We start from the raw sequence: 20,029 nt of genomic DNA, 5'->3' as shown, positions 1-20,029 counted from the left end.
TTGGCGTATACTTATGTGACGTTGGCGCGGGGGAGAACGCGACAACGGGAATGACCACGAAGAACGCTTCTGTAGCTACGGACCCCGGGGCCAGCACCATGACCCTGGAGGAACTGCTTGCACTGCCGCCGACGGTGAACGTCACAACGGCGGCGCGGGCACTGGGTATCGGTGTGCACAAGGCTTACAAGTTGATCAAGGAAGGGTCTTTCCCCGTGCAGACGCTCACGATGGGCAGCACGGTGAAGGTCCCTACTGCCGCGCTGTGGCGAGTGCTCGAAGTGACGCCACCCGCGGGCTGATCACGTAGCTTTGGCGTATCGATTCCCCTAGCTCACGGCCCCTTCCACAGGGCTGTGATCTAGGATCGGGCGGCTAGGGGGCGCACCAGAGAAGAACGGACGACCGCATGCCACGGCTCTACGGTTTCGACGACGCGTCGCGTCGTCGGCTACGTGATGACGAGGTGGGCCCGCTTCGCCAGATGGTGAGCCGAGCGTTGCAGGGCGGCCAGTCCAACGCGGACATCGCCGTGTGGGCGAATGGTGAGGGCTACCGGGGCACGCTCGGGGGTGAGTGGAAGGACGCGTCGGTCGGACGCCTCTTCCGGAACCCGGCGATTGCCGGACTGCGGTATGACAACGATGGTGAACTCGTTGATGCCGGCCACCCGGGCGCCATCACTCCGGAAGAGTTCAAGGCCCTCCAAGAGCGGGACCAGAGCCGCAAGACGGGGGACGCGGCCCCGCCCTACGACTACCTCCTGGTGGATGGCGCCAGCACGTGCGGCAAGTGCACCTGGGCGCTTCAGGGGGCACGCACCAACGCCGGGACGCCCGGGTACCGCTGCCGTCCAAAGGACAAGGACGGCCGCGGAGGCTGCGGTGAGGTCCGCATCGATGGCGAACTCCTGGAGAACTACGTCGGCGAATACGTCGTGGCCGAACTCCTCAAGCCCGGCATCCGCGACCAGATCCTCAAGGCTCAGGCCGCTGTCCGCGCGCAGGTCGAGAAGATGAAGGCAACCATCGAAGAGTTGGAGGGCCGCCGCGGCGAAGCGGCGACCCTCTACGGTCAGCGGCAGATCAGCAGCGAGGCATTCGTGGCCGCCGATCGCGAGATCACGGCCAACATCAAGGACACCCGATCGCGCCTGCGGTACGCCGAGCAGATGGCGGACTTCTCCCTCGGCAACGCCAAGGACCTGGTGCGGTGGTGGAACACGGCGCCGTCCGCGTCCAAGAGAGCCATCGTGAGGTTGTTCCTGGAGAACATCGAAGTGTTCCCCGCGAGGGCCCGCGGAGTGCGCACCGTTGAGCCTGGCAGGGTTGTCCTGCACTGGCGCAAGCTGCCCGGCCTGTCAGACGCCCGCTGAAACGGACGCCTTGCGCAGTGCGATGCGCCTACCGACCATCGCCATGGTCAGACCCGAGATGAGCGCGATGGTGGCGAGACCGGCCAGGGCGGGCGAGACGATCTCCTCGGCGTGCAGCGGCCAGGGGTGGCCGAGGTAGTGGGTCACCAGGTATGAGCCCTTGCTGGCCGCGTACGCGACACCCAGGATGGCTGCTGCGGCCGACAGGCCCAGGCCGCGCGCCGACCAGACGTTTCCGCTCCGCTGCACGGACAGAGCCATGCCGAAGCAGAGGAACGCGATCTCGCCGCACGTGACCGCCACATAGGCCAGGTAGACCATGAGGTAGACGGTGACGCCTGGAACTGTGGCGTACTCCGTCGTGAACTCGATCCTCTCGCCAGTGGTCTCGACGAACAGCGGCAGCATCGCGGCGAGGACGCAGACAGCGAACGCGATCCGCGCATACAGGCTGGCCTTCAGCACCTCATGCTTGTACGACCAGTCGACAAGCATGAGCTGAAGGCTGCCGCACCAGAGCACGGCGCAGAAGTGTGCTCCGAGCTTGGCAGCGTTGTTCATGCCGGTCATGGACTCGACGAGATCTTCGACCGGGGGTATGGCGAAGATGACCCCGATTGTGCAGACGCCGAACGCTATGGTGCGGGCGAAGCGGGCGATGCGGTAGTCGTTCCGGCTGCGCTGGCGCCAGGCTTCCCTGGCAGAGAGCACTGTGCCCGCTATGCCGAAGAGCGCGCACAAGCCGAAGACGATGCCGTCCATTCACGTTCCTTCCAGATCAGAGACCGCCCTTTCTGCCGCTTCAGTGAAGCTGAGCCGCCGTCGCCGGCCTGGCCGCGGTGGTTCAGCGGCAGGCGGCATCGGTTCGGGAACCTCGGGGACGGTGAGATCGGTACGTCCGTGACGTAGCCGAATCTCACGAGCGGCCTCAAGGAGTTCAGCGGCTCCAGCCTCGCCCAGGTCATGGACTAGCCGAAGCGCCTCACGGGCGTCTTGTTGCTCCTCATAGACCGACAGAGACGTCAAACCGTTGTAACTGGGCAGTAGGAAAGCTACCGGACAGTCGAATGCCCGTGCGAGTCCCCGCAGTTGCGAGATCGAAGGGTTCGACTTGACGCCGTTCAGCAGGTCGTTCACGACCTGGTGGGTCATCGCAGGGCGCTCTCCGGGCCTCTCGGCCGTCGCGGCGGCCAGCGCGCGGGTGCTCGGAGTCTTACCGTCCGCCTCGGTCTTGCGGCGCAGCAGCAGGGCGAGCTTGCTGGCGAGGGGGACATCCGGGCCGGACGGCATGGTGCTGGGTGCTCCTTCGGGGGTGCGGGAGGCCCGGAAGGGGGACGGGCGGGTCGGGCGGTGTGACGAGTGAGACTCGCGGGACAGCTTAATGTCTATGTTGGTTGACATTAAGCTGAGCTGCGAAGCAAGATCTGTTAGACCATCAGTACATCGCGTTACACAGCATGCGGGCCCCCACGCCTCCTCTGCTTTCCAGGCTGCGAGATTGTGACCGGCGCCCCCCAACCGCTCGATGTGTGCCGCGAGATCTGCTGTGTGGGGATCTAAGCGGCCCGCCGCTCGTTGAGGGGGCGGAACGCTGCAACGCGGGGAGGAACGGGTGGGGATCGAGCTGGAGCGAGTGCTGGCCCGATTGGCGGAGTCCGGCGGCAGGGAGAATGCCGCCTTGGACGAGCGGGCGGCGCTCGACGCGCTGGGTGCTCTGTCGGTCGTCGACCCGGAGTGGGCCGGCTGCGACGCTGAGTGGCTGTGCGGCGCGGTCGCAGGCTGATCAGCGAATGACCGAGCGCGGGCTTCCCCGGGGAAGCCCGCGCTCACGCGTCTGACCTGCAAAAACTTCCCGAAAATTGTGGAACCCTCCCATGAATGCATATAGAATAGAACCAGAAGGAAGGGGGAGAGAGAAGCCCCCACCGACCTCTTGGAGCCCGAAGTGCCGCACAAGTTCGCGACCCTGAAGATGCGCCAGATCCGCCGCAACCCGAACCAGCCCCGCAAGACCTTCAACGAGGAGGCCCTGACCGAGCTGGCTGACTCGATCAAGGCGCACGGTCTCCTCCAGCCGATCGTCGTCCGCAAGGTCGACGAGGGCGGCTACGAGCTGGTCGCCGGTGAGCGCCGCTTCCGCGCCAACGAGATGGCGGGCAACATCACCATCGAGACGAAGATCCTCCTGACCGAGGGCGACGCCGAGATCAGCGACATGGACTCCTTCAAGAAGGCCATGGCCGAGAACCTGAATCGCGAGGACATGCTTCCGCTGGAGGAGGCGCGCGGCTTCAAGAAGGTCCTGGACGAGGAGGAGGACGCCGACCCGGCCAGCGTCGCGAAGACCTTCTCCAAGTCGGTCCAGTACGTCAACCAGCGCCTGGCCCTGCTCAGCCTGCGCCCCGAGATCCAGACCGCCGTCGACCTCGGCCACATCGGCACCCAGGCGGCCGTCCAGATCGCCGCCCTCTCCCGGGACAACCAGAAGGCCGTCTTCGAGGACTGGAAGAAGGGCGACAAGAGCGACAACCAGCTCGTCCACATCGCCTACGCCATGCGCAAGCAGGAGAAGGCGGCCCAGCAGGACTCCATGGTCGACGTCGAGGAGATGTCCCCCGAGGAGAAGGCGCAGCGCGCCCGCGCGCAGGTCAAGACCAAGAGCGACCTCGACGAGATCGAGCGCATGTGCGAGCTGCTGGACAGCATCGGCAAGGCGGACCCGATGGAGCTGGCCCGCACCCTGGAGGGTCAGGTGGGCAAGCGGCTGGAGCAGATGGACCGAGTCGCCAACTTCGTTCAGAAGGCCCGCTTCCAGCTCCGCCAGGCCAAGGCGCACGCCGACGCCAGCGAGATCATGGTCAACCCCGCGGCGGCTGCCCCCGACCTGGTCGCGGAGGCCGACGCCGCCCTCGCCAGCCTGGAGCCCGCCGTCGAGCCGTCCGCCGACGTAGCCCCAGAGACGGACGCGGAGGCGGAGACGGCCTCCGCCGCCCCGCAGGCCGAAGCGGCTGACGACGCGGAGCAGGAGAGCGCCCCGGAGCCGAAGACGGAGGCGGAGGCGGACGACGCCGACGCCGAGCCGGTCGCCGTCGCAGCCTGAACGACCCACACCGGGGCGGCCCCCAGCGGGCCGCCCCCCTTTCCACCGGGAGACCCATCGTGATGAACGACATCCGCACCATGCGCAACATCAACCGCAACCTGTTCGAAGGGGTGCCGGCTACGGCCAACGCCCTCGAGGAGTACGACTCCAACGCCGCCCAGCTCGTTCGTGAGGCCGCGCGGCATCTGGTCAAGGGCCGCCGCGACAACGACCCGCAGGCACTGAACGAAGCCAGTAACGCGACCTTCCTCGCCGCAGCCGAACTCCTAAACCAGGCCGGTGGTTCCGTCTACGTCCGCTTCCCGATCATGGTCGCGGCGCGCCTGGTGGAACTCGAAGCGGCGCTGCTGGTCGCCAGCACCACGAATGAGGCTGAGGGGTAGAGCGCATGAAGCGGCCCGAGCGCATCAACGGCCTCAAGACCTGGCCCGAAGACGGCACCCTCCCGCCCGAAGTCTGTCGCCGCTGCGACGCCGACCTGGCCGACACCCGCAACCAACTCGCCTCCGCGATCTGCGTCGTCTGCGGCTACTGGGTCTGCGAGCTGTGCGACGGAGGCACGGACCCTGCGACGGGCGACGCCGTCTGCGAGGACCACAAGGGCCACCCGCTCGCCGTCAACTGCACCCAGTACGCCTGATCAGGAGTTCCAGCCATGCAGATAGATACCGACGTTCTCGACGTCCTCCGTGCGGCCTCGGTCGATGGCCCGGCACTGCGCCTGAACGGCCAGCTCGACCGCAAGCTGTACGAGCGCGTCAACTTCGCCCTTCAGGCGCTGGGCGGCGTCTGGCACCGCTACAAGAAGGCCCACATCTTCACCATCGACGCCGCCGACGCCATAGCCGGGCTGCTCGCCACAGGGGAGGTGATCACCGACGTTGACCGGGGGTTCTACCCGACGCCGCAGGCCACGGTCGAGCGCCTCTTGGACCTGGCCGAACTCGAACCCGCATGCGAGGTGCTGGAGCCCTCGGCGGGGCGCGGCGCCATCGCCGAAGCCGTCGCCGCCCGCGGGGCCATCGTGGACTGCGTCGAACTCGACACCGCTCGCGCCGAGCACATTCGCGCCGGCGGGTACGCCCGGCAGGTCACGAACGCCGACTTCTTCAGCGTGCCGGTGCAGCGCCGCTACCAGCGGGTCATCATGAACCCGCCGTTCGCCGAACGCCAGGACATCCGGCACGTGGAGCGGGCGCTGCGCTTCATCCAGCCCGGCGGCCTCCTCGTCGCGATCATGTACGGCAGCCTCACCTACCGGAGCGATCGCAGGACCAAGGATTTCCTCGCCCGGATATGGGAGGCGCGGGGAACTTTGTGGGAGCTGCCCGCAGACGCGTTTCCGGCGGTAGGGGTGGCCACGGTGATCGCGGTCATCCCGGTCCGCGACGTGGCGCCGCCTCGCGGCATGCCGCAGATCACGTTCAGGCCCGAGGACTTCACCGCGCGGCCCCGCGCGGTGCAGCAGGACCTGTTCCTCACGGACGAGCCGACCGCTCACGGAACGGCGCCCCTGGACGGGCTCGGCTACGGAGCGCCGCATGACGGGCGGGACCACTCTTCGGGTGAAATAGATCCCAACACTCAAGAGTGATACGGTCTATTTCGTTGGAGGGAACGGCCACAGCCGAGGAACCGGCCCACCAACATGCCGTGGCATGCGGCATCCCCTTCGGTGCCTGGCGGGTGGCCAATCCCCCGCGCCCTACCCGCCAGGCACCGGCTCCGCGCCGACGCGAAGCCACCCGGACCGCACGCCACGAACACGACCGGACCCGCTCCCGCCCACGTCGGGAGCGGGTCCCGTGCACTCCGGAGCGACATGAGCGCAGACGACTTCAAAGGCAATCCGGAAGACCGCGAGCTGTACCTGCGTCTGCTCATCGAACGGGACGGCCCGCCGGACAGGGCCGCCGACGAGCGAGACCCGGGCCGAAGGATTCGCCAGAGCCCCGACCCGAACGCGGCGCAGCGAAGCGCGGAACTCGAGGCAGCCATCGCCACCAGACGACGACCCAGGAGAACAGCGGCATGACCGAGGACCCGGCAGCCCAGCAGACCGAGCACCGCGAGCCCCCCGTGCCGGGTGCCGAGTGGTGCAACGCCTGCGACGCCTGGTGCCTGCCCCCAGGCATCTGCCGCTGCAACAACCGCTAGACGACACGGCGGTGGCCGCCGCCACCGCCGTGTCGGCAACCCCCGAACTGAACGGAAGTGCCCTGTGACCACCGGCCTCTACAACTCCTTCGCCGCACTCGCCAGCGCACAGATCGAAGGCATCGACTACCAACGCTCGTGGCGTTCATCCCCCATATCCACGCTTCTCCACCTGGCAATTCACGGGGGCGGAATTGAACAGGGCACGAGCGAACTCGCCAGTGCAGCGGCAGGAGATGTGCACGACTTCTATACCTTCGAGGGCACCAAGCAAGCCAACAACAGTGACCTGCATCTGACTTCAACCAGCTTCGACGACCCGCGGGCGCTGACACTCGCGCAAAGTGCCACACACATCGTCTCCTGGCATGGTGCCGCCGGAACCACCCCCATGACGAACCTCGGGGGCCTCGACTACAGCCTGCGCGACCACGTCGGACAATCGCTGGCTCAGGCCGGATTCGCCGTCCAGATCGCCAGCGAAGAGATCAACGGCAACGACGCCACCAACATCTGCAACCGGAGCGTGCGGGGGATGGGCGTGCAATTGGAGATCAGCACTGCCCAGCGGCAAGCCTTCTTCCTCAACGGCGACCTGTCGCGCGCTAACCGGAAGAACGTCACGGATGCGTTTACCTCGTACGTGACAGCCGTGACGAGTGCCATCACGACGGCCCTCGTCGCCGCGGGTAAGGGGCAGCCTGTAGCCGTCTTCCAGCCGAGCCGAGAGTCGATCGACTCAGTAGCGTCGGGCGCATGACCACCTCGTCCCAGTACACCGGTGAGCGGGTCAACGCCGACGCGCTCACCGCCAGCACCATCACAGATGACCACCTCGACGCCATTCGCGCCGAACTGCAGCACTACCGGGCCAGCGACGGGGCGGGCAACGCAGCGCCCGCAGACGACACTCCGTCCTGATCGTCTAGTGTTGGCGTGCGTAGGGCGCGGGGAACGGCCTACACAAGGGACGCCCGTGACCGTGCTCGCCAACATCCCCGAACAGCTCCTGCCGCTGGCCGTCCCCATCGGGGACCTGGTCCCGTACCACCGCAACCCCCGCAGCGGTGACATCCCGTCCATCGCGGAGTCGCTGACGGTCAACGGCCAGTACCGGCCGGTCGTCGTGAACAAGGGCACCCACACCGGGCGGCCCAACGAGATCCTGGCAGGCAACCACACTGTCGCCGCCGCCCAGCAGCTCGGCTGGGACCAGATAGCGGCCACCTGGGTCGACGTCGATGACGACGCGGCGGCCCGCATCGTCATCGTCGACAACCGGACCAACGACCTCGCGGGGTACGACACTGCCCTGCTCGCCGAAGTCCTCTCCGAGATCCCTGACCTCGCCGGCACCGGCTACGACCGCGAGAGCGTCGACAGACTTCTGGACGACACCTCTCTCCCCGAGACGCTGGAACTCACCTCCGACGGCGCGGGCACCGGAGCCGCCGCCACCGTCGACTACCTCCAGTGGGGCTACCTCCAGTGGGAGTCCAAGCGAGTGCGGATCACCTCCGAAGAGGTCGAAGTCCTCAACCGCATCTACACGAAGTTCGTCGACGACACCAACAGCGACCTCGGCTTCGGTTGGCACGTCCTTCAGGAAGCCCACCAGGCGGAGGAGCCCGCATGAGCAAGGCGCCCACCACCACGTTCCACGAGGCGTACCCGCTCGACCAGCTGCGCCCCGCCGACTACAACCCACGTCGCCTCAGCGAGACGGCCTTCATCCGGCTCCAGGCATCGCTGCGCCGCCACGGCGTCGTCAAGCCCGTCATCCTCAACGCCGACGGCACGCTGGTCGCAGGCCACCAGAGAACCAAGGGACTCAAAGCAATCGGCCTGACCCACACCCCCGCCGTCATGCTCGGCACCAAGGTCAGGTTGCAGGACGAGATCCAGTTCAACCTCCTCCACAACCGCGTGGAGACCGAAGCCAGCGTCGTCTACGCCGAGCCCGGCGAAATCGGCGCCTGGTCCTGGATCCCGTGGCAGTCCATCCGCGTCGCCGAACGCAAGAACCTCTCCTTCGTCAACGCCATCGGCCACATGACCGCCGGCCACGGCCCCTGGGGCAGCGTCGTCATCGATGACCAGGGCCGAATCGTCCTCAACGCCGAGTACGCCGTCGTCGCCGCGATCTCGCGCTTCGACCTCCTCGCCTGGACCGTGGCCTCGGCCGACGCCGCTCAGCTACACGCCGACCTCACCGGCGAATACGGCGTCTACGACTGGACCGCCATCGAGGACAAGGCCCCCGTCTGGAACCAGCACATCGTCCAGCCCAAGCGTCTCCGGCAGTTCTCCTCCAAGGCCAAGGCGGGAAAGCTCGCCTATGGCTCCGAAACGTGGGACCAGCTCGTCACGCCCTGGCTCAAGCCCACGCACCGCGTCGTGGACTTCGGCGCCGGCTACGGTGACTACGCAAAACACCTGCGCGCCAAGGGCTTCAACATCCACGACTACGAGCCCTACCGCTGCCGGGACGGCTCGTACGCGGTCGACATCCGCGCAGTCGTCGGCATGATCCGCGACATCGACAAGGACATCCAGGCCAACGGCCTGTACGACGTCGTCGTCCTCGACTCCGTCATCAACGCCACCACCTCGCTCGACTACCAGCACTGGGTCATGACGACCGTCAACGCGCTCTGTGCCGCCGACGGGGTGGTGTGCCTCGGCACACGGAACCTCGCCCGTGAACTACGCGACGAACAGGCCAAACGCGTCACGTCCCAGACCGCGACCACGAAGATGAGCTTCCTCGACGAGGACAACGTGGAGATGAACTTCGTCAAGGGGAAGTGGCAGAAGCTCCGCTTCCACACCCCCGAGACGCTGGAACCGCTGCTCCGTCGCTACTTCAAGGATGTGCAGGTCAGCGACCTCAGCGGGTCCAATCTCAAGGCGACGTGCCGTCGCCCCATCGCCCTTCCCAAAGAGGAATACGAGAAGGCATTTGAAGAGGAATTCAACATGCCGTACCCGAATGGCTTCCGTCATGACAGGCATCTGGAATTGGTGGGAAATTTGATAAAATTGGTAATAGAGAGGAATGAATCTCTCGCCAATTGAGAAACGCCATTGGGGAGCGCGTGTTGGAGCGAATGCAGATACGAATTGAATCGCGAAGCCGGTACCACATCATGTGGCTGGCAGGCGTGCGGCACGTAGCCCTCGACCAGCACTGCCTGCGTAGCTTCGGCCGGCCCGACCGTCTCCGCGTGGACCCGCGCCGCCGGCGTCAAACGCTTGAACTCCCGCAGGAGAATCAGCCACTGGCCTGGTACCTGTGTGCCCTGCCCATCCCCTGGAACTGGAGCCTGAACGCGCACCTGGCCTTCGAGAGCGCCCCGGGAGAGCAGTGGGACGGCCCCGCCCTGGTGCCGGGACTGTACGTATACCTCAACAACGCTCGCCCCATCACCGGATGGGGCGAGCACAACATCCCCGCCGACGAACCGCTTCGGAAGTCCGTCCGTTACCGGACATGCCGCAACTACCAGTTCGCCTGGTGGCTGCGCACCCAGCGCAACGCGCCGGACGCTCCGCCCGAGTACGTGCCGCCACGGCGTCCTGGAGAAGGCGAGCAGATGTCACTCCTGTGACATCCGTTCGGGCTCGGAGTTGGATCCGGCTCTGAGTCTCTCTCCATCTCTGGCTCGTTCGTGTCCTCGTCGCCAGAGGCCTCAACGGGAGTCGGCAGAGCCGTCCTTCCCGAGCGGCGTTCGGCGGTCGGGAAGGACGGCGGTAGCGAGTGTCCAGTTCGTGCGGTGCGCAACAACCCGAACGTGTCTTCAGTCCTTCGGTGTCGTTACCCAGGCCGAGTGAAGACGGTGCCGTTCCGTGCCGACCCTGGCTGCAGCACTGTCAGCCGGTTCCACTATGATCGACCGCTGCGGAAGACAACGGAACGCCGGTCGAGAGTCACTGTCTGGGAGTCTGCGCATTCGTCGCAGGCGCCCGAGGGGGCAAGGGCAGTCGCCGCAGGTAGTTCCGTTGATCAACATGCCGGAATCGTTGCCTCCACCAGGGTATCTGTGATCTCCTGGTGCTCGTTCATGTCATGCGTACGGAGGGTTGTGCTGTGAAGAAGGGATGGTACGGCGTACCCCTTGAACGCAGTGACTACCTCAAGCTTGATCCGGACGAGAACAGCTGTGATCCCGACGGTTTCCCGGAGTGGCTTGAAGGTTTCGGCAAGGGCAAGAGGCTGGCTGTCGACCTCTTCTCCGGTGCCGGCGGCCTCAGTTTCGGCGTCCAGCAGGCAGGTTGGACCATCGCGGCCGCCGTGGACTTCGACGACCCGGCGCTGGACACCCACAGGGCGAACTTCCCGGGCCTCAGCCTGAAGATGGACCTCGGTGACCCCGCTGAGCGCGACAGGCTGGAGGAGATCCTCAAGCCTGCCAAGATCGACCTTGTGGCGGGAGGACCGCCATGCCAGCCCTTCAGTCGGGCCGGGCGCAACAAGATTCGCGACCTCGTCAAGAACCACGGCCGTGACCCGGAGGACCGCCGGAAGGAGCTCTGGAGCGCCTACCTGGACATGGTCAAGCGGATCCGCCCGCGGACGGTCCTCATGGAGAACGTCCCCGACATGGGGCTGCACGACGACTTCTTCGTCATCCGGACGATCGAGGACGAGTTGGAGGACTTGGGCTACGCGACACAGGTGCGACTTGTCGACGCGTGGAACTACGGAGTCCCTCAGCATCGGAAGCGTCTCATTCTCCTGGCCCGGAACGACGTCGACCAGTTCACCTGGCAGAAGCCCGACCTTCAGCGCACCACCCTGCGTGACGCCATCGGCGACCTGCCCGAGCTGGAAGTCGTCCCCACAGAGCGAGTTGGACAGCGGGTCCTGGCGTACCGAAAGCCGCGCAATCTGTCTGATTTCGCCACGATGATGCGGGAAGGCGCGCCTCGTGGGGTGATCTGGGACCACATGACCCGGAGAGTCCGTAAGGACGACTATCGGATCTTCGAGGTCATGGAGTCCGACACCAAGTACTCCGATCTCCACAAGAAGCTGACCAAGGAGGAGATGGAGTACCAGCGGTACAGCGCGGAAAACTACACGGACAAGTACAAGAAGCTGGCCTGGGACGAACTCAGCCGTACGATCACCGCGCACATCGCCAAGGACGGCTATTGGTACATCCACCCGGAGCAGCTGCGGACCCTCACCGTGCGCGAGGCGGCGCGCGTTCAGACGTTCCCGGACCGGTTCCGTTTCGCCGGTACCCGGAGTGACGCCTTCCGGCAGATCGGGAACGCCGTACCTCCCTTGCTGGGGGCAGCCGCCGCGTCGGTACTGAAGCCCGTCGGTGACGCCGCTCCGGAGGCCGCCGGTCTCCGGCCACACTGGCGAGAGGTCCGGAGCGCCCTCACCGTGTGGGCGGAACAGCGGCGCGACAGCAGGGACTGGTATCAGCTTCCCAGCGAGGACCCTGTGCCGCTTCATGCCGCCGTCGTGGCCATACTCTCCGGAGCGAAGGCCAAGCCGGCCGTGATGGCCGACATGATGGCCCTGGTCAGAAAGTCGAAGCGGCTCACCGCGACTCTTTTCAAGAAGCTGGTCGACGCTGCGCCCACGGCGCCTGTCCGAGCCCGAGTCGACCGCTTGGCGCCCCTGGTGGACAAGCCCTACGACTGGCAGTGGAACAAGCGGTTCGACGTACCTGCCAAGCTGGCCATGAAGCCGGCCGAGGCATCCCTCTACCGACTGCTGATCGGAGAGGATCTCATGCTGGTCGCGCAAGGGACGCTGCGGGTCGCCGCGCGGATAAACGACGTCGACACGGATCACCCGAACCGGCTCAGTGAGGGTCGCGTCAACCTGGTGAAGCTCGTGGGGGCAGGAGAGGAAGCACCGCTCCGCATGGGCGCGATCCGCCTTATCGGTTTGGATCATTGTCGGGAGGAGCAGCCCATGTGCTCGGGGTGTCCGCTCGCCGCGTACTGTCCCCGGCGGGAAGCAGACGATCTGCTGACACTGGCAGCCGTCACGGGGGAGTGACCGGCCTACGGCACGCCGCCCTGTCGGCGCCGGCGATCGCCGCCACCCGCTCTGCCGCCCCCTGGACATCCCGCCGAATCTCGCACTCCCAGACGCGGACCACAGTCCACCCCGCGGCCGCAGCCTGCTCAGTGTTGCGCCGGTCCCGCTTCTTGTTGGTCTCGATCTTCTCCTGCCAGAGGGCGGCGTTGGGTCCTCGGAACTCCGCAGGAGAGTGAGCAGGGCAGCCGTGCCAGAAGCAACCATCGACAAAAACCGCAAGGTGATATCGGGGGAGCACGAAGTCGGCAGTGCACCGGGGCGCCACCCGCTTGTGGAGACGGAACCTGAGGCCCAGCCGGTGCACTGCCCTCCTGAGTGCCACTTCCGGTTTGGTGTCCCTCACGCGCCGGCCGCGAAGGTGCTCCCCCGCAGCAGTGGCAACCCACTGCTGGTCCGGCGTCCTGCCACCTCCGGCCATGCTCACAGCCCCAGCCTGTCGACGTTCTCCGAGAGGGAGAGTGCCACACTCTCCTCATGATCCGAGAACCAGCCGAACTGCATGTCGACGACCAAGGGCGTGTCGAGCTGCCGCTCGGCCTGCTCGCAGAAGCTGGCATCACACCCGGTACTGATCTCGTTGCTTTCAGTGATGGGGACGGGCGTATCGTGCTCAGGAGGGCCGAGGACGCGATCAAGGACCTGATCGAGAAGGGAACACTCTGAGTGGCGGATTCGCCGCTGAGGTGCGAACCCCAGGCCAGAACGCCTACGTCTCCAGACCTTGCTGCTCCGGTTCGCGACTGCAGACGAAACGGGGCCGGTTGCCCCGACCGGGATTACGGCAGGCCATCAGCGGCTCTACTCGTCCGCGAGTTCCTCGAGCAACTCGGCGAGCCCTTCGGTCCACGATGGCTGGGGCAGCGCATCGAAGGCATCGCGTGCAACCAGGACCGCCCTGCCGAGAACGTGCAGGTCCTTGACGGAGCGCCCGTAGATGTACCATCGCCCGTACACCTGATCGATGCCGCAGCCGCTTTCCTCGACCAGCCGGGCGAGCAGGCCAGCGCGCTCAGGATCGGGCACGGCACCGACCATTGGATACTTGGCGTGATGACGCTTGTTGAGCCCGCTTGAGCAGGAGTAGAAGGTTGCAATCCGGGCGGCGCTGAGCGCCAAACTGAGCCCCGCCACCCCGATGTCGTTCCAGCGGAACGTGTACGCCATCAGTTCGGCGTAGCCGACGTCGTCGGCGTCGTGCAACTCGTCAAGAATCGCCTCCATCCCGTCAGGTGCCTCAGACCTCCCCGCCCGTTCCAGGAGGGCGGCCTCCTCCGTTAGACACTCTGCGGCCTCTTCCCAGCTCGGGAGCCCCAGGCATTCGTACTCGTGGTGATCTGTGAAGCCCCTGGCCACGTCCTCTGCGCTCAAGCCCGTGAGTAGCGTTCCTAGGTCGTAGTCGCGACGGATGTACACATCGAACTCGGGAATCATGCCTCCATCTTGGCGAACTGCCCTCTGACATGTGGCTGGTTCTCACCTGAGACGAACCACCGTCTACGGGTGGGGGGTGAATCCCAGCCGCAGCGCCTCGGTACGAGCGTGCAGGGCTTGGACGGCCTGCGTTTCGGGCACTTCCTGCTCCAGTTCGAGGCGCCTGCCGACGAACTGGGCCAACTGCCGCTGCCAGGGTTCGAGGTTGCGGGTCTCCTTGGCCCATCGCTCGATCGCGAACCACTCGTCGGAGGGGATCAGTGCTGCAGCCTCTGCCGCGCCCTCGTGACCGTCGGCGCCGCCGGCGAGTGCCGCCTCGTCCAGCGAATGGTCCAACAACTCCGAGACCAGAGCACGAGGAGTCGTCCAGGGCACCCTGGACACGGCGTCCCAGCACGCCGCCTTCTTGGCCCACTCGCCCACGTGGTTTCCCTCGAGTGGCGTGGTCACCGCCCGCATGACGCGGGGGCAAAGGTCGTGGATCGCGGCTTCCAGCACTGGTGAGACGCCCTGTTCTCGCCAAATCCGGTCGAGATCGATCCTGCGGTCCGTCGCCAGGGACAGCCGAGCCACGGTGTAGGTGGTGATCATGCTCTTGTGGCTGCCGGCTCCGTGGATGGCAGCGATCCGGTCCACTGCCTTGAACAGGATGGCCATTGCGATCACCCGCTGGCAGTACTGGACGTCGACGCGGGGCGGCGCTTCGTCGATGTTGACCATGAACTCGACGAAGTTCTTCTGCGCTCCGCGGCTCACATGGTAGGGCAGCTGGTTCCAGGAGTGGACGAACTTGGCGAGGTCCGCCTTCGTGAACTTCTGCTTCGTCGGGTTGAGTTTCTTGAACTGCCGTTGCCTGGCGGGGGTGCGAGCCTTCGCCAGCTCGTCCGTGTACTGGCCGCGCGCACGCTCGTAGAACCAGTGGGTCTCCTGGCCGCTGCCGTCCGTGGCGGGAGCCCACAGGGAGCGGGTGATGCGCTGCATGTCCACGTGGTAATCGTGGTTGGAGCTGAAGTCGACCTGGGTCACTCGGTTCTGCGTGTTGGAGTACTCAGAGATTTTCGGAACGATCTCCGCGAGCCGCTGGGGCGCCACCTCGGTCAGCTTCATCTGGACGCGGACGTGGGACAGATCGGCCTTGTCGCGGCTCCGCGCATAGTGAAGTGAGGCTGTCGTCTGACCGCCGTTCACGATCTGGAGGCCGTGCACTGCGGAGATGTGGGTCGGCTCGCCGTCCGGGCCCCTCACGAAGTCGACCTGCGACGCGGTCGCGGTGATCCCGTTGTTGTAGGCCAGGAATCTGCCTGGTGCGTGCAGCAGGGTTTCCCGGATACCCCGGTTGACCGCTCCGCGGGTCTGGAGGAAGGAACGGACGTTGAGTTCGAGGAGCCGCGTGCCGTACTCCGCGTACAGCTCGGCGAGCATCTCCCCGGGTATGACCGCCAGGACCACGGAGTGGTCCTCTTCCGAGCTCGGGGCGGAGACACAGGGAAGCGGGGGGCTGAACGGCACCATGATGGGCTCGCCGAGGGCGCCCGACGTCGCGTGACGGTGCAGACGCGCCAGGTCCCACACCTCGTGGGTCACCGGCAGGCCGTCGAAGTGCGAGACCGGGACCTCGGTCGAGGTGCTCACCCGGTTGCTGAGCAGGAAGAGCCTGATCCGCTGCACCTCGGTGAGAGCTTTCTCGACCGCCGCACACATGTCGTACACGTCGAAGGACTCGTCGATGTGCTGCTGCAGACCGTCCCGGCAACGCTGGACGAACGCCAGAAGCCGTCTGAAGGACGTCTCCGTCTGCGCCTTCGTGAGCTTGGTCTCCAGCGGTGTCAGCTGGAAGTCGGTCACGAACAGGTCCAGGGACTCGCCCGATTCGCCGATGCCGTAGCCATGAACCTCGTGCCCGTGCATCTTGTGATAGGCGGTGAAGGTGTTGGACACGACGCCGGCCTGCTCCAGGTCTTCGAAGACCCGGCGTGTGAACGCCTCAGGAGTGGTCGTCCCCTCGGCGTCAGCGGTCGCCTGGACGTCGGCGACGAGGCTCCGCGAGAACTCGGCCAGGTCGAGCTCAGCCATGGGACCCCCCGATCAGTTCCTTCACCTCGTCGGCCGTCGCGCGATGAGCGTCCAGACCCGAGGTGCTCACGTGGTACGTGCAGTCACCGACGCCTTCGGGCAGGTCCGACTCGACCAGTCTGGGGAAGCCTTCCCGTACATGCCAGAACCGAAGCTCGCGGAGGGTGTACCGGGGTTCTTCGTAGAGGTCACGGTGCCCGGGAAGGTAGCCAGCCTGTATGAGCAGACCGTCGAACCGGGCCCGAGCGGCAGGGCTCGTGAGCCGCTGTCGTATGCCCTCCACCCTCCTGTTCAGGCTCTCTCCCGAACCACCGCGTCGTTCGTCGAGCTGGGCGAGGGCGAGAAGCAGGGCAGGGGTACCGGTCCCGTCCAACTGTCGCTCACTGGCGATCCGGATACTCCGTGGGCGCTTCGCGACACTGGCCTTGGTCTCGATCGCAACCGCGGAGAGCTGGAAGTCCTGGTTGGTACCCGTGGGACCGGTCCATGCTTCCACGGCCGAGGTCTGGGCCAGCGAAGCCAGGAGGACGTCGCCGAGTACCAGGAGTTCGCCGTAGAGCCCTCGGCGTGCCTCGGCGCTCAGTCCGTCCCTGCTGACGGCACGGAGGAGGTCCTGCCATCTCCCGAACCTGTCCACCGCTGCCGCCAGAGCATCGGCGGCGGCCGGAGCGGCCCTCACCGTGTCGGCGACGTCGCTGACAAGAGGGTTGAAGACTTCACGGAGTTCGTCCGCGGTGAGGATCACCTGGAGCTCGTACTCGACCCGGGACACCGCGCTCAGGTTCATCTCGATTCCGGCCGCCTTGGGGAGGCGACCCACCGACCGCACGATCGGGTCTGCGGAGCGGGCGTCCGCTCGGAGGACCAGCATGCGCTGTCGGCCTGGGTGGGAGACGGAGAGGAAGATGTCGAGCGTGGACTCCGGGTACAGACGGAGGCTGGAACGCCCCGGTGCATCCTGGGGGCTCTCCAGTTCGTGCCACGCGTCTTCCGTGACGGTCACGCTTCGTCCTCCTCGACGATCGAGTAGATGTCGTCTTGGAGCCAGACGGTGTTGGCGACGTACTCGGTCTTGGACTGGTGCTTCGAGTGAGGGAGGCTCACCTGGAAGCCCACGAGAGGTGTGGTCGACACCCCGACGCCGTCCTTGTTGACGGGCATGACGGGGTAGATCAGCAGCAGGCCCTGGTGGGGGCGGCGCTGCCTCCGGATGTACGTGCCCGATGGGTTCTGCGGGGGCGCCGCCTTCTCCGCCTCCTCCGCAGCCTTTCGCGCGGCTTCGCGTGCCCTCTTCTCCTGGATCGGGTCGAGACCGATCAGCTCGTCCTGAGGGCTGATGACCCGGCGGATCGTGTACCTGCCCTCGCTCTCGAAGTCGTCCTTGAGCGCGGCTCGCTTCACAGCACCGACGGTGTGTCCGGCGATCTTCTGCGGCCACTTGGACGTCGTGCTGCTGACCAGAACGACCGTCCAGTCGACCAGTTCTCCCACCTTCGCGCACTGGTCGATGTACTTGGCAATGAGCCTCGGCCGGACCCGCTGCGCCATGGGGTCGGTCTCGTAGTCGGAGAGAAACTCGGAGACCAGTCCGGGAGAGACACCCTCCCACTGCACGTTGCCGCCCTTGGGCGTCGCCTTGAGACCCTCCGCGCTGTCGAGTCGTCGGACGAAGCCCTCAAGGAGCCTGAAGTTGTGAGCGACGGTCCGATCGGCGAGCTTGAAGATCACTGTTTCCGGCCCTTCGCCAGAGTAGCTGAGAAGGATCTTCTTGCCCTTGCGCATCTTGTTGGGCGCCGTCACTGTCAGGCCCAGTGACGAGGACCGCACCTTCAGTCCGAACGCCGTCGGTTCGAGGCCGAGCGTGGCCATCTCCTCGACTTCCCGGCGCAGTTCGTCGGTGGCGGCCGTGACCTCCACGTAGGCGTCCTGAAGCTCGGGGGTCGTGTACAGACGGCACAGGTCCTCGTGCTTTGGCCGGTACCCGAACCACCGCCCCATCTGGAGGAGCGCGTCGTATGACTTCGACCAACGCAGGTAGTAGCTGACCGTCAGACCTTCCAAAGTGAGGCCGCGGGAGAGTTTCTGCCCTCCGACAGCGATCACGGAGAGACCATCCTTGCGGCTCAAATAGTAGTCAAGCGCGTCCTTGGACGTGCCGTTCACCGCTTTGACCTGGATCTTCCGGATGGCGTCCAGGAGTTCCGCCGAAACCTGATCCCACGTGAGGCGCTCGGCCTCGTCGGTCGGGAACTGTTCCGTGGTGGGGACGAATTCCCGCTCCCAGAGCCCCTGGAGTTCCTCGCGGAGCGCGGGACCTTTCCCGTACCGGTCCCGGAGCGTGTCGACGAGGAGCCGCAGATGGTCGTCGACCTGGTCCCGCACCAGCCCCTGCACCGAGGTGAAACGGGTGACGTGCACCAGCATCGAGTTGTGCACCTTCGTCTGCCCCCTGGCCCGCCGAGCCGCGCAGGCGAGCACGAACGAGGAGATCGCCTCGCGCAGGGACGCAGGCAGCTCGGCGCCGGGAACATGGCCCGACTTGTGCTTGGCGGGAAGCCAGATCTCGGCGTCCTTCACGTGACGCACCAACGGCAGGGGCGGCGTGTCCTCCTCGTCATCGTCGTCGACCTGGAGGCCGAAGACCCGCTCGGGACCAAGGTAGTTGGAGGGCGAAGGAAGGCTGCGGATGAAGCTTGCCGGAAAGAGATCCTCCCCGACCTTCTCGTTGTTCGCCTCCGGGTTGATGTAGATGTTGGCGAACGGTGTGGCCGTGTATCCAACGTACGCGGACTGGTCGAACGCGTTGACGAGGTCACGTATCGCGGCGTTGGTCTTCGTCGGGTCCGCGTCGTCGTCCTTGGTCGTGTCGATCGAGGCGTTGTCGGCCTCGTCGTCGATGACGAGCAAGGGAAGATCCTTCACGACCTTCTTGCCGTTCTCGTCCTCGGTCCCGTGAACGTCGATCACCCAGTTACGCACGTACTCGAGAAGCTTCCAGTGCTTCTTGACGACGAGCACGACGGGGAAACTCCCGAGAGGGAAGTTGGTGTGGGAAGCCGTCTTCTTGCCGAAGTCTCCCTTCGCGGTGCTGTTCGTCGGCGAGGCGATGTCGAGCTTTTTCGCTCCCGGCATCCGGCCCGCGCCGATGAGTCGGGACTTGCCGACCTCGTTGGACCGCCTGTAGTGCTGGGTGTCGAAACCCAGGAGTCCCTCGTCGACCCGTAGCTGTGTCTGGCTGCGGAGGTCGTCGTGGATGCCGGCGAGCACCACGATGAGCCGGTAGCCGGCATCAACGGCCTTGGCTGCGAGCCCGATGTACTGGCCGGTCTTGCCCGACTGCACCTGACCGATCACGAGCCCCTTGCGGCTCCAGGAACCGGGGCGGCGTGGATCCTCCAGCTGGCTCAACACCTCGTCGGAGCTCTGGTCCAACCGCCTCACGACCCACGGCGGAAGGCTCACCACGTCCTCGAGGTAGCGCCGGTACCGCTCCCAGAAGTCCCAGTCACGGTCGTTCTTCGCCTCCGGCAGCCACGGCTCGTGGCCCTTGGAGTCCGTGAGGCCCGAGGATCGCTCCTGGAAAACAGCAGTCATGGCCTCGATCTCCTTGGCCAGCTGGTCCCGGTCCAGGGATTCTCCCTGTGCGGCCAGCATTCCGAAGATGGCGTTGACCGCGTTCTGTACCTCCTCTGTCTTCGGCTGACGGTCCTGCGGCAGAAACCCGAGAACCAGGCGCTTGGCCTTGGCCATGGGGTCGTCGGGAACGGCGCTCACGTGGGACCTCCAGCGGGACGTAGACGGTATCGAGCAGGGTAGGGGCGAG

The 20,029-nt window shown here is 65.9% G+C and carries 23 protein-coding genes; 16 read left to right on the top strand and 7 right to left on the bottom strand.

Annotated elements, in window-relative coordinates; all coding sequences use genetic code 11:
• The first annotated feature begins 50 nt into the window (after positions 1 to 50).
• On the top strand, positions 51 to 302 hold the full coding sequence (locus tag ACFYOV_RS03245) for a DNA-binding protein (RefSeq protein ID WP_389082125.1): 252 nt from the start codon (positions 51 to 53) through the stop codon (positions 300 to 302).
• Positions 303 to 409: 107 nt separating this feature from the next.
• On the top strand, positions 410 to 1,375 hold the full coding sequence (locus tag ACFYOV_RS03240; RefSeq protein WP_389082123.1) for a recombinase family protein: 966 nt from the start codon (positions 410 to 412) through the stop codon (positions 1,373 to 1,375).
• Here ACFYOV_RS03240 and ACFYOV_RS03235 read toward each other — a convergent pair.
• Both ACFYOV_RS03235 and ACFYOV_RS03230 read right to left on the bottom strand, forming a co-directional pair.
• Positions 1,361 to 2,137: a hypothetical protein gene (locus ACFYOV_RS03235; RefSeq protein ID WP_128803031.1), complete on the bottom strand. Its 777-nt coding sequence runs from the start codon at positions 2,135 to 2,137 to the stop codon at positions 1,361 to 1,363. The genes ACFYOV_RS03240 and ACFYOV_RS03235 overlap by 15 nt on opposite strands.
• Positions 2,138 to 2,665 (bottom strand): hypothetical protein, encoded by a 528-nt coding sequence (locus ACFYOV_RS03230; RefSeq protein WP_128803032.1) that lies wholly within the window; start codon positions 2,663 to 2,665, stop codon positions 2,138 to 2,140.
• Positions 2,666 to 2,987: 322 nt separating this feature from the next.
• On the opposite strand from ACFYOV_RS03230, the gene ACFYOV_RS03225 reads away from it, so the two are divergent.
• The 13 genes from ACFYOV_RS03225 (at position 2,988) to dcm (ending at position 12,660) form a co-directional block, all read left to right on the top strand.
• A complete protein-coding gene (locus ACFYOV_RS03225) occupies positions 2,988 to 3,158 on the top strand; it encodes a hypothetical protein (RefSeq protein WP_389082120.1) in 171 nt (56 codons plus the stop codon).
• A gap of 162 nt (positions 3,159 to 3,320) precedes the next feature.
• Positions 3,321 to 4,475, top strand: a complete 1,155-nt coding sequence (locus tag ACFYOV_RS03220; protein WP_389082118.1) for a ParB/RepB/Spo0J family partition protein — start codon at positions 3,321 to 3,323, stop codon at positions 4,473 to 4,475.
• A 59-nt stretch (positions 4,476 to 4,534) separates the two neighbouring features.
• Positions 4,535 to 4,861, top strand: coding sequence for a hypothetical protein (locus ACFYOV_RS03215; RefSeq protein ID WP_389082115.1), 327 nt, complete (start codon positions 4,535 to 4,537; stop codon positions 4,859 to 4,861).
• A gap of 5 nt (positions 4,862 to 4,866) precedes the next feature.
• Positions 4,867 to 5,118, top strand: coding sequence for a hypothetical protein (locus ACFYOV_RS03210; RefSeq protein ID WP_389082113.1), 252 nt, complete (start codon positions 4,867 to 4,869; stop codon positions 5,116 to 5,118).
• A 15-nt stretch (positions 5,119 to 5,133) separates the two neighbouring features.
• Positions 5,134 to 6,072 carry a hypothetical protein gene (locus ACFYOV_RS03205; protein WP_389082110.1) on the top strand — a complete coding sequence of 313 codons (939 nt, stop codon included), beginning with the start codon at positions 5,134 to 5,136 and terminating at the stop codon, positions 6,070 to 6,072.
• A gap of 228 nt (positions 6,073 to 6,300) precedes the next feature.
• The gene (locus ACFYOV_RS03200) at positions 6,301 to 6,513 is read left to right on the top strand and encodes a hypothetical protein (protein ID WP_128803037.1); all 213 of its coding nucleotides are present in this window, start codon (positions 6,301 to 6,303) and stop codon (positions 6,511 to 6,513) included.
• Complete coding sequence (locus ACFYOV_RS03195) at positions 6,510 to 6,635, top strand: hypothetical protein (RefSeq protein ID WP_389082108.1); 126 nt, start codon at positions 6,510 to 6,512, stop codon at positions 6,633 to 6,635. Before ACFYOV_RS03200 ends, ACFYOV_RS03195 begins: the two co-directional genes overlap by 4 nt.
• 64 nt (positions 6,636 to 6,699) lie before the next feature.
• Positions 6,700 to 7,395: a poly-gamma-glutamate hydrolase family protein gene (locus ACFYOV_RS03190; RefSeq protein WP_389082105.1), complete on the top strand. Its 696-nt coding sequence runs from the start codon at positions 6,700 to 6,702 to the stop codon at positions 7,393 to 7,395.
• Positions 7,392 to 7,556: a hypothetical protein gene (locus ACFYOV_RS03185; RefSeq protein WP_389082103.1), complete on the top strand. Its 165-nt coding sequence runs from the start codon at positions 7,392 to 7,394 to the stop codon at positions 7,554 to 7,556. Before ACFYOV_RS03190 ends, ACFYOV_RS03185 begins: the two co-directional genes overlap by 4 nt.
• Positions 7,557 to 7,611: 55 nt before the next feature.
• The gene (locus ACFYOV_RS03180; RefSeq protein ID WP_389082100.1) at positions 7,612 to 8,271 is read left to right on the top strand and encodes a ParB/RepB/Spo0J family partition protein; all 660 of its coding nucleotides are present in this window, start codon (positions 7,612 to 7,614) and stop codon (positions 8,269 to 8,271) included.
• Positions 8,268 to 9,713 (top strand): methyltransferase domain-containing protein, encoded by a 1,446-nt coding sequence (locus ACFYOV_RS03175; protein WP_389082098.1) that lies wholly within the window; start codon positions 8,268 to 8,270, stop codon positions 9,711 to 9,713. Before ACFYOV_RS03180 ends, ACFYOV_RS03175 begins: the two co-directional genes overlap by 4 nt.
• Positions 9,714 to 9,799: 86 nt before the next feature.
• Positions 9,800 to 10,246 (top strand): hypothetical protein, encoded by a 447-nt coding sequence (locus ACFYOV_RS03170; protein ID WP_389082096.1) that lies wholly within the window; start codon positions 9,800 to 9,802, stop codon positions 10,244 to 10,246.
• A 479-nt stretch (positions 10,247 to 10,725) separates the two neighbouring features.
• Positions 10,726 to 12,660, top strand: coding sequence for a DNA (cytosine-5-)-methyltransferase (dcm, locus tag ACFYOV_RS03165; RefSeq protein ID WP_389082094.1), 1,935 nt, complete (start codon positions 10,726 to 10,728; stop codon positions 12,658 to 12,660).
• Here dcm and ACFYOV_RS03160 read toward each other — a convergent pair.
• Positions 12,647 to 13,120: a very short patch repair endonuclease gene (locus ACFYOV_RS03160; protein ID WP_389082442.1), complete on the bottom strand. Its 474-nt coding sequence runs from the start codon at positions 13,118 to 13,120 to the stop codon at positions 12,647 to 12,649. The two genes, dcm and ACFYOV_RS03160, sit on opposite strands and share 14 nt — an antisense overlap.
• Positions 13,121 to 13,176: 56 nt before the next feature.
• Here ACFYOV_RS03160 and ACFYOV_RS03155 point away from each other — a divergent pair, with 56 nt between their 5' ends.
• Positions 13,177 to 13,365: a hypothetical protein gene (locus tag ACFYOV_RS03155; protein WP_389082092.1), complete on the top strand. Its 189-nt coding sequence runs from the start codon at positions 13,177 to 13,179 to the stop codon at positions 13,363 to 13,365.
• A 135-nt stretch (positions 13,366 to 13,500) separates the two neighbouring features.
• Here ACFYOV_RS03155 and ACFYOV_RS03150 read toward each other — a convergent pair whose 3' ends face one another.
• From ACFYOV_RS03150 to ACFYOV_RS03135, 4 genes are all read right to left on the bottom strand, one after another.
• Positions 13,501 to 14,133, bottom strand: coding sequence for a hypothetical protein (locus ACFYOV_RS03150; RefSeq protein ID WP_128803044.1), 633 nt, complete (start codon positions 14,131 to 14,133; stop codon positions 13,501 to 13,503).
• A 63-nt stretch (positions 14,134 to 14,196) separates the two neighbouring features.
• On the bottom strand, positions 14,197 to 16,206 hold the full coding sequence (locus tag ACFYOV_RS03145) for an AIPR family protein (RefSeq protein ID WP_128803045.1): 2,010 nt from the start codon (positions 16,204 to 16,206) through the stop codon (positions 14,197 to 14,199).
• Entirely contained in the window at positions 16,199 to 17,209 is a 1,011-nt protein-coding gene (locus ACFYOV_RS03140; RefSeq protein WP_389082089.1) for a PD-(D/E)XK motif protein, read from the bottom strand. The genes ACFYOV_RS03145 and ACFYOV_RS03140 overlap by 8 nt, the downstream gene beginning before the upstream one ends.
• Positions 17,206 to 19,980, bottom strand: coding sequence for a Z1 domain-containing protein (locus ACFYOV_RS03135; RefSeq protein ID WP_128803047.1), 2,775 nt, complete (start codon positions 19,978 to 19,980; stop codon positions 17,206 to 17,208). Before ACFYOV_RS03135 ends, ACFYOV_RS03140 begins: the two co-directional genes overlap by 4 nt.
• Positions 19,981 to 20,029: the final 49 nt, after the last annotated feature.

Origin of the sequence: Streptomyces sp. NPDC005931, assembly GCF_042871235.1 — a bacterium.
Taxonomy (GTDB): domain Bacteria; phylum Actinomycetota; class Actinomycetes; order Streptomycetales; family Streptomycetaceae; genus Streptomyces.
This window is presented reverse-complemented; position numbering and strand designations above follow the sequence as displayed.